The sequence below is a fragment of the Clostridium aromativorans genome (assembly GCF_020908015.1).
Lineage (GTDB): Bacteria > Bacillota > Clostridia > Clostridiales > Clostridiaceae > Clostridium_B > Clostridium_B aromativorans.
The window spans coordinates 1-8,319 of the sequence record NZ_JAJJPB010000053.1; the positions used below are offsets into that span (position 1 = coordinate 1).

Annotated in this window: 7 protein-coding genes, 5 tRNA genes and 1 other RNA gene; 3 read left to right on the plus strand and 10 right to left on the minus strand. The window is 30.6% G+C overall.

Translation table 11 applies throughout. From position 1 onward, the window contains the following. Window positions 1–224: 224 nt before the first annotated feature. The 8 genes from dnaX to LN736_RS18460 form a co-directional block, all read right to left on the minus strand. Window positions 225–1,883 (minus strand): DNA polymerase III subunit gamma/tau, encoded by a 1,659-nt coding sequence (dnaX, locus tag LN736_RS18425; protein WP_150358791.1) that lies wholly within the window; start codon window positions 1,881–1,883, stop codon window positions 225–227. 96 nt (window positions 1,884–1,979) lie between these two features. Continuing rightward, window positions 1,980–2,245, minus strand: an RNA gene (gene ffs, locus LN736_RS18430) — signal recognition particle sRNA large type. Between the two features lie 11 nt (window positions 2,246–2,256). Further along, a tRNA-Ser gene (locus tag LN736_RS18435) sits at window positions 2,257–2,346 on the minus strand. A 217-nt stretch (window positions 2,347–2,563) separates the two neighbouring features. Beyond that, the gene (locus LN736_RS18440; RefSeq protein WP_150358790.1) at window positions 2,564–2,761 is read right to left on the minus strand and encodes a hypothetical protein; all 198 of its coding nucleotides are present in this window, start codon (window positions 2,759–2,761) and stop codon (window positions 2,564–2,566) included. Window positions 2,762–2,923: 162 nt separating this feature from the next. Continuing rightward, a tRNA-Val gene (locus tag LN736_RS18445) sits at window positions 2,924–3,000 on the minus strand. Window positions 3,001–3,128: 128 nt separating this feature from the next. Then, a tRNA-Ser gene (locus LN736_RS18450) sits at window positions 3,129–3,218 on the minus strand. A gap of 18 nt (window positions 3,219–3,236) precedes the next feature. Beyond that, window positions 3,237–3,671: a nucleoside deaminase gene (locus LN736_RS18455; RefSeq protein WP_229982185.1), complete on the minus strand. Its 435-nt coding sequence runs from the start codon at window positions 3,669–3,671 to the stop codon at window positions 3,237–3,239. Between the two features lie 184 nt (window positions 3,672–3,855). Continuing rightward, window positions 3,856–3,932, minus strand: a tRNA-Arg gene (locus tag LN736_RS18460). A 185-nt stretch (window positions 3,933–4,117) separates the two neighbouring features. On the opposite strand from LN736_RS18460, the gene LN736_RS18465 reads away from it, so the two are divergent. Further along, on the plus strand, window positions 4,118–4,426 hold the full coding sequence (locus LN736_RS18465) for a phasin family protein (protein ID WP_150358952.1): 309 nt from the start codon (window positions 4,118–4,120) through the stop codon (window positions 4,424–4,426). A gap of 63 nt (window positions 4,427–4,489) precedes the next feature. Continuing rightward, the gene (locus LN736_RS18470) at window positions 4,490–6,055 is read left to right on the plus strand and encodes an ABC1 kinase family protein (RefSeq protein ID WP_150358951.1); all 1,566 of its coding nucleotides are present in this window, start codon (window positions 4,490–4,492) and stop codon (window positions 6,053–6,055) included. 8 nt (window positions 6,056–6,063) lie between these two features. Here LN736_RS18470 and LN736_RS18475 read toward each other — a convergent pair whose 3' ends face one another. Beyond that, on the minus strand, window positions 6,064–6,648 hold the full coding sequence (locus LN736_RS18475) for a TetR/AcrR family transcriptional regulator (protein ID WP_150358950.1): 585 nt from the start codon (window positions 6,646–6,648) through the stop codon (window positions 6,064–6,066). A 198-nt stretch (window positions 6,649–6,846) separates the two neighbouring features. Between LN736_RS18475 and LN736_RS18480 the strand changes: the two genes are divergently transcribed. Beyond that, window positions 6,847–7,740 carry a phosphatidylserine decarboxylase gene (locus LN736_RS18480; protein WP_179978603.1) on the plus strand — a complete coding sequence of 298 codons (894 nt, stop codon included), beginning with the start codon at window positions 6,847–6,849 and terminating at the stop codon, window positions 7,738–7,740. 264 nt (window positions 7,741–8,004) lie between these two features. Here LN736_RS18480 and LN736_RS18485 read toward each other — a convergent pair. Beyond that, window positions 8,005–8,080 (minus strand) — tRNA-Ala (locus LN736_RS18485). Between the last annotated feature and the right edge of the window lie 239 nt (window positions 8,081–8,319).

Below are 8,319 nucleotides of genomic sequence, written 5' to 3' on the forward strand. Positions count from 1 at the left end.
ATTCTAATTCATCTAAAATTATATTGTTCATACTAAAGCTCCTTTCTATTTTTTATGGCAATTTAATTATAAAAAGTCTTTAGTATAAATAAAAGGCCTTTCAGCCAGGTAATTGCTGGAGGCCTTTCCTTATTTTCTGCCTAAAAATATTTTACTTACTCTATCCGAATACTTACTGGCTAATGCCTTTACTTGACAAGATGATACTTAAAACAGCTACTATATTATTCATCGAGTATTTCAACCATATCTTCTCCAAAAGTATCTTTTAACAATTGTTCCTTAGATTTAAATTCAGAATCAATTTGATCTTCTATAGTGTACTTAACAGTAACTCTTTCCTTCAATACATCCGAAAAAACTCCATTCACTATTTTCTGATTTTCATCCTTTTCCAATCTCTGTTTGTGAAAAGAATAATCTTTCCCATATTCTACAGTTATTATTCCTCTTTCACATTTTATCGGCTTTCCTGTAGTGAGTGCCGCAAATAACACCATCTGATGTTTGCCTTTAAGGGATTCAAGTATGTCTTTCCAGCTTTTTTTCACCATATCCAAAGTAAGCTTTGAATACATATTTTCTTCTTCTATAGGTTTTAAATCCTTAGATAAATTTTGCCTTGATTTGCAGGAAGTATCTTTTTTCACGCTATTAAGGTTTTTCTCTACTACATTTTCTTTGTGAGATACTGCTTCAGGAATTATCCTTTCACAGGATACCTTAATCTCACCCTGCTTAAATGCCTGCTCCAGCCTGTTCAATCTGGCAAGGATCACTTCCTTAGATGTATCATATTCTATTTTACACATTTTTATTACTGCAAGTTCTAGATAAATCCTGCTCTGTTTAACCCACTTAGACTGTTCCTGGGCATCTTGAAGTATTCTTATATTCCTCATTATTTCTTCCACGCGTATTTTCTGTGCCTGCCCCTTTAAAAGATTTATATTCTCCTCTGACATATCAAGTACGTCCTCAGGACTATTAGAAACCTTTACCATCAAAAGATCTCTCATATGAATTATCATATCCTTAATAAAATTAGCTATATCCTTCCCGCTTAAAACTATGTCATCAATTATCCTCATAGACGACTCTACATCTTTTTCTATTATACTATTTGTAAGTTTAAATAAATTCTCATTTGTAACCAAACCCAGCATATCCACTACACTGCTGTACTCAACTTTTCCGTCACCCATGGATATTGCTTGATCCAATATACTGAGGGCATCCCTCATGGCTCCATCACACATTCTAGATATCAAATTCAAACTTCTATCATCTGCAAAAATCCCCTGTTTATCCACTATGCATCTAAGTCTATTAAATACATCTGAGCTCTTTATCCTTCTAAAATCAAACTCTTGACATCTCGAAAGTATGGTAACAGGAAGCTTCTGGGGATCAGTAGTTGCAAGTATAAATATTACATTCAATGGAGGCTCCTCCAGAGTTTTTAAAAATGCATTCACCGCTTCCTGGGTGAGCATATGTACTTCATCCATAATATAGACCTTGTATTTTCCCTCCTGAGGAGGATATTTTACATTTTCAATTACATCTTTTATATCTTCCAATCGACGTTTTGAAGCTGCATCCATTTCTATTACATCCATAGAAATTCCCTCATTTATCTTTTTACACATTTCACACTGATTACAAGGTTCTCCATCTTTTAAATCTAAACAATTTACTGCTTTAGCTAATATCTTAGCCATTGAAGTTTTCCCTGTACCTCTTGTTCCTGAAAATAAATATGCATGTGCCACCCTATGATTCAATATTTGATTCTTAAGCGTAATTGTTATATGGTTCTGGCCTACTACATCAGAAAAAGTTTTAGGCCTCCATTCCCTATACAATGCGGTATAAGCCATGTTATCACCTTCTTATATATATTATAACCTTTATTTAAATACATGACAAAAAAGATACCATATGGTATCTTTTTAATTCAGTTTAAAGTATTAAAGTCGTGCACCTAGCTTCGCCTGATAAACTATAAGCGTTACCCATATAGTTAACTCAAACCAGATTTATCCACGGCACACGAAAATGTTCACTTACCGCTGCTTCCTTCCGGATCTGACGGGGTTCATGAGTTTCCGTTGCGTGGGATCAAGTTCTCAACGCCACTTTTATGAGCCAGGCCTTACATTTTACAGACTAAGCTAGGAATTCAATCCTGCTGCAGCGGATTGCAGGCTACAGGGCACCGCTAACTCCCCATCTAGCACGACAAAGTTAAAATGGCGGAAAGAGGGGGATTCGAACCCCCGGTAGAGTTTCCCCTACACACGCTTTCCAGGCGTGCTCCTTCAACCTCTCGGACATCTCTCCATAGGTTTACTCATGAAATAAATTTTATTAAGTTTTCAGCAAAATATCACTAACTGCTGCTTTTTCCACTTATGTATTCTAACATATATTTTTGAACAAAGCAACACTTTTATCAGAAGTTCAATTTGATATCTACTTCCAATCCTATTTTACAATCTATATCAATGATAAATTATCCTTTTAATTTACTAATATAGTAATCTCAATTCAATTAAACTTATCTTTCTATCTCATAGATAAGAAGATGCTTGTCCTTTTTACGTTCATATGTAAAATTTCTTTGCTTATCTTTGATGCTATTATTCAAATGGCTGTTCTCAAAAGCTTTATCTATGTACTTTGTTGATATATCAGTATAATTTCCTTTAGGTTTACCACCAATATACATAGTTGGATTTCCTGAATTATTTATCATGTTTTTCTCCTTTTAGTTTAATTTAAAGCTTATTTTATTCCAACGTTATTATAATATCATTTTATACATTGTTTTGACAATAGTTTATTTTATATTAAAGAACCTGCAAAATACAACAAACAAGCCTACCTTTAACTATGCTAAAAACAGGCTTGTTCATTATGGTGGAGACAGGGGGGCTCGAACCCTCGACCTTACGGATGTGAACCGTACACTCTAACCAGCTGAGCTATACCTCCATATATCAATTTTAACGATCCTATTATACCAAACAAAAAGGAAAAATTCAATATTGGCAATTTGTAGCTTCCAAAAAAAACCATCTGTTGGTAACCCTTCTTGGTTCATCAATAAGTGATAGTCTATATGGCGGAAGCGGTGGGATTCGAACCCACGAGCCCAGTAAGGACTACCTGATTTCGAGTCAGGCCCGTTATGACCACTTCGATACGCTTCCACACTTATTATTTAATATCTATCTTCTATTTTTAAAAAATCGTTTTAATATGTCACTACATTTTTTCCTATAAGTCCAATGAATATCAGTCCAATGATTCAAAAATTCATTTTGCAATATATTGACTACAGAACCACAAGCTCCTGCATCCGGATCAAAAGTACCTATATACAGCCTACTAATTCTGCATTGTAATATAGCCCCCGCACACATAGCACACGGTTCTAAAGTAACATACATACTGCAGTCTTCTAATCTCCAATCTTCAAGTACTTTGGAAGCATCCCTTATAGCAATAATTTCTGCATGGGCAGTAGGATCTTTTAAAGTTTCTCTTAAATTACATGCTTCTGATATAATTTTATGATTTTTTATTATAACAGCACCTACAGGAACTTCACCTAACTCTAAAGCTATTTTAGCCTGTTTTAAAGCTTCAGCCATAAAATCCATTATATAGATACCTCAAAAACAATATATTAATTGACTTCTACTTAAATTTTTATTCTTTTAAATAAACATATAAATGAATATTGATAAATAAAATATAAATATAGAATAAAGGATATACTATCTCTAAATAGATAAAATTTTTCTAAGATAAATATCCCTTAAATATTGCACTTACGAAACTCTATGGTGCGCCCGAGAGGAGTCGAACCTCCGGCACGCGGTTTAGGAAACCGCTGCTCTATCCTACTGAGCTACGAGCGCATATACATTTGCTACCTTCATATTCTATTATAATTTATGAAAATTGTCAATTTTTTTATGAACTTTTATTAAATAAAGCATAAATCAGCATTATAAAAAACTTTATATTATCTACAATCCTACCAATTTCTAATCATATGGATTGTTAGGTAATTTATTTATAAATTTATATAGGAGGATTAAATATGATCAATGAATTAAAAAATTTATTTTTGGCAGGCATAGGTTCAGCTGCATATACTTATGAGAAAGCAGTAAAATTAATTGAGGAAATGGTTGAAAAGGGGAAAATAACAGTAGATGAGGGGAAACAACTATCTGAAGAATTAAAAAAAACAGTTATAGCTAAAAAAGAAGATATAAAACCTATAAACAAGAATGATTTGCTATCAATACTAAAGGATATGAATCTTGCGTCTAAAGAAGATATATCATCAATAAATGAGAGATTAATTGCACTTGAAAATAAAATAAAAGAAATGACTAAAGCTTAAAGCTTTAGTCAGAACAAAATATATGTCATGAAAACTTTATATTCGAAAAGATTTAAAGAAATAATGAAGGTATTAGCTAAATACGGTTTTAAATTTTTAGTATGTACTAAAAATCACAATAAAGAAAAGTCACCTCAAAATCTCAGAAAAGCTTTCGAAGAACTTGGACCTACTTTTATAAAGATAGGTCAAATATTAAGTTCAAGACCTGATATAATGCCTTCTCAATACATTGAAGAACTCTCAAAGCTCCAAGATGATGTACTTCCTGAAAGTTATGAAAATATAAATAAAGTATTTTTTGAAGAATTTAATAAAAACATAGAAGATTGTTTTCAACATTTTGAAAAGATCCCCCTGGCATCGGGATCTATTGCCCAAGTATACAATGCAACTTTAAAAAATGGGAAAAACGTTATCGTAAAAATACAAAGACCTAATATAAAAGAGAAGATGGAAACAGATATATATATACTGTATAAAATTATAAAAATTACTAAAGTTAAATTTAAAGAATCCTTAATTGATCCTGAAGAAGCTTTGGATGAATTACTTTTTTCAACTAAACAGGAACTAAACTTTAATCTGGAAGCTAGTAATATGTCAAAATTCAAAAAACTAAACGAAAATGTAAATTTTTGCTATGTGCCTTATGTAGTAAACGAATTATCGGGAATTAAAGTATTGACTATGGAAAAAATTTATGGATTTAAAATAAATAACATAGAAAAACTAAAAAAAGAAAAATATGATTTACAGGATTTAGGTAAAAAATTAGCTTTATCTTTTTTTAAGCAGGTATTTACCGATGGCTTTTTTCATGCTGATCCCCATCCTGGAAATTTAATGGTACTCAATAAAAAAATATGTTTTTTGGATTTTGGAATAGTAGGTACCATTTCGCCCCGACTTAGACTTCTTTTAAATGAGGCTATTATGTCCATAGTACATAAAGATACAGACAAACTTGTATCTGTTATTATATCAATAGGTGTAAAAAAAGACCTTATAGATAGAAATAAATTGTATGAAGATGTAGAATTGTTTTTAATAAACTATCTGTCTACTTCTCTTAAAAATATAAAGATTTCAGTATTATTAACAGAAATTTTTAAATGTGCAAAAAATAATAGTATTACTTTACCCAAAAATTTAATATTACTGGTGAAGAGTTTAATTATGGTAGAAGGTCTAGTAACAGAAATATCACCTGAAATTGATATTCTAGACATAGCAATACCCTTTGTTAAAAGCAACAATAAATTTTATTATTTTGATGATATAAATCCAGAAAATATCCTTATAAATTCCTATAATTTTACAAAGAATTTTTCAAAGTTTCCAATAAAAACAATAGAATTAATGGATTGTATATTAAATGGAAGAACTAAAATTGAATTAAAATTTAGTAAAATTGATGATTCCATAAACCAGTTAAATAAAATGGTAAACAGGCTATCACTTTCCCTAATAACATGCTCCATAATTGTAAGTTCATCTCTGATTTTAAATTTTAATATAGGTCCTAAAATCTACAATATCCCATTAATAGGTATTGTAAATTTTATATTTTTTATATTGATCGGAATTATATTGATAATCTCCATAATTAAATCCGGAAGATTTTAAAAAGGAGATTAAATCTTATTCTCCTTTTCTACCTTTATTCCATTTAAAATATAATTCATAAGACTTTCTATCATATCATCCAGATCTTTTTTATCTTCATTCATTAACTCATAAACAGCAACAGAACAGACTGTTCCAAATAAGGTGTACGATAAAAAAGATAAATTACATTTTTTTATGCTGCCATCATCCACAGCTTCTTTTAAATAATTTTGTATATAAACTATGTAAGATTTTATACATTCCCTCAATTCTAATTGCCTTGCTTCCTGTCCCCAAATCTGACTCATTATTACTTTTATAAAATCTCTGCTCTCATAAATCAATCCCCACTGAACTCTACAGAGAATTCTTATCTTTTCCAAAGAGTCACTTACATCTTTAGAATCACTTTCTATTTTTCCCTTTAGTACATTCATCCCTTCTTGAACTATATATTTAAATATCTCTTCCTTGCTTTTAAAATGATAGTATAATGTTCCCTTTGCCACACCTGCATCAGCTGCTATAGCATCCATTGTTGCACCATTATACCCGTTTTTAGAAAAAACTTTTATAGCAGATTCAGAAATCGTTCTTTTCGTATTATTCATAAATACCACTCCAGATTTTTATCGCATAATTATTGACTGGTCAGTATAATTATATCCATTTTCATTATACTCTGTTATTAAAATAACTCAATAGTTTTTAATAAAAGGATTTAAAAGCCATTTTCATATAATTATTATAATGTTAAAATAAATAATAAACAAATTCAACTATTTAAAATGTTAACTGGAAGGTAGAAAATGATTAGATATTTTAACAGAAGGACGAAAAATTATAATATAGAAAAAGTGGCAGGAGATGCTTATTTAAAGTGGATCTATTCTTCCCCCCTGGGAATGAAATTTCTTGAAATCATAGTTAAAAAGAAGATATTTTCTAAATTATATGGCTTATTTTGCAGCACCAAATACAGTAAAAGGAAAATCAGGTCCTTTATAGATGATTTTAATATAGATATGTCTGAATGTGCCATAGATTACAATGATTTTAATTGTTTCAATGATTTTTTTTCAAGGTCTCTCAAAAAAAATGCTAGGCCAATTAATATGAATAAAAAAATTTTAATATCACCTGTTGATGGAAGATTGACAGCATATGAGCATATAAATTTAAACAAAATTGTCCAAATTAAAGGATTTACATACAGCCTATGTGATCTAATAAACAATAACAAAACACCTGTAAAATTCAACAATGGCACCTGTTTAATATTCAGGCTATGCCCAACAGACTACCACAGATTTCACTTTATAGACTGGGGAAAATGCGAATCTTATAAAAAAATTAAAGGAGACTATTATTCCGTAAATCCAATATCTTTAGAAAATATTTCTAATGTGTTTTGTAAAAACAAAAGGGAATGGAGTATTTTTCATTCTAATAATTTTGGTGATGTAATTTATGTGGAGATAGGCGCTACTTGCGTGGGTTCAATAATACAAACTTATTGCCCCAAAAAAGATATTTCTAAAGGTGCTGAAAAGGGGTACTTCAAGTTTGGTGGATCAACTGTAATTTTATTTTTTGAAAAAAATAAAATTACAGTTGATAAAGACATAATTGAGCAGACAAAAAAAGGTTATGAAACAAGGGTATTAATGGGAGAAAAAATTGGAATTCAGTATGAAAATTAAATTTTTTCTTCATTTCTTATTGCAGCTCTTTAACAAAGCTCTAGTTGTTATTTTTATCTATAATAATTAATATCAACACTATTAAAATAGGAAGAATTACTGACAGTATATTTAATATTTTCGACAGTATATCTGATGAACCTAAATTTTCAATCACTACATTCACCTGTTTATATTTATATTCTTACATTTTACTTTACCGTTTTACTGTTGATTTTATACATAAAAAATACGGAAAAATCTCTTTTCAGATTTTCCCGTACATGGTGGACCTGAAGAGATTCGAACTCTCGACCTCTCGGATGCGAACCGAACGCTCTCCCAACTGAGCTACAGGCCCATGTACCTATTCAATTTTGTGATATGAATCGCATGCTCTCCCAATTGAGCTATACTCCTAAAATATTTCTTGTAAAACAAGCACCCTTCATATTATATAGCTGTTTTTTCATAGATGCAACAATTTACCTTAATCTCTCAGTGAACTACCACCACTTATAGAAGTGGATGGCTTCTTAGTCAATATTCCTAATGGAACAAGTTTACCTAAGCTCTAAAGGTCGAACCAACCTCAGTGTA

What these genes read in the sequence shown, in the direction of transcription:
- dnaX (WP_150358791.1), bottom strand. Translation starts at nt 1,883, where the DNA reads ATGGCTTATACCGCATTGTATAGGGAATGGAGGCCTAAAACTTTTTCT.
- LN736_RS18440 (WP_150358790.1), bottom strand. Translation starts at nt 2,761, where the DNA reads ATGATAAATAATTCAGGAAATCCAACTATGTATATTGGTGGTAAACCT.
- LN736_RS18455 (WP_229982185.1), bottom strand. Translation starts at nt 3,671, where the DNA reads ATGGATTTTATGGCTGAAGCTTTAAAACAGGCTAAAATAGCTTTAGAG.
- LN736_RS18465 (WP_150358952.1), top strand. Translation starts at nt 4,118, where the DNA reads ATGATCAATGAATTAAAAAATTTATTTTTGGCAGGCATAGGTTCAGCT.
- LN736_RS18470 (WP_150358951.1), top strand. Translation starts at nt 4,490, where the DNA reads ATGAAGGTATTAGCTAAATACGGTTTTAAATTTTTAGTATGTACTAAA.
- LN736_RS18475 (WP_150358950.1), bottom strand. Translation starts at nt 6,648, where the DNA reads ATGAATAATACGAAAAGAACGATTTCTGAATCTGCTATAAAAGTTTTT.
- LN736_RS18480 (WP_179978603.1), top strand. Translation starts at nt 6,847, where the DNA reads ATGATTAGATATTTTAACAGAAGGACGAAAAATTATAATATAGAAAAA.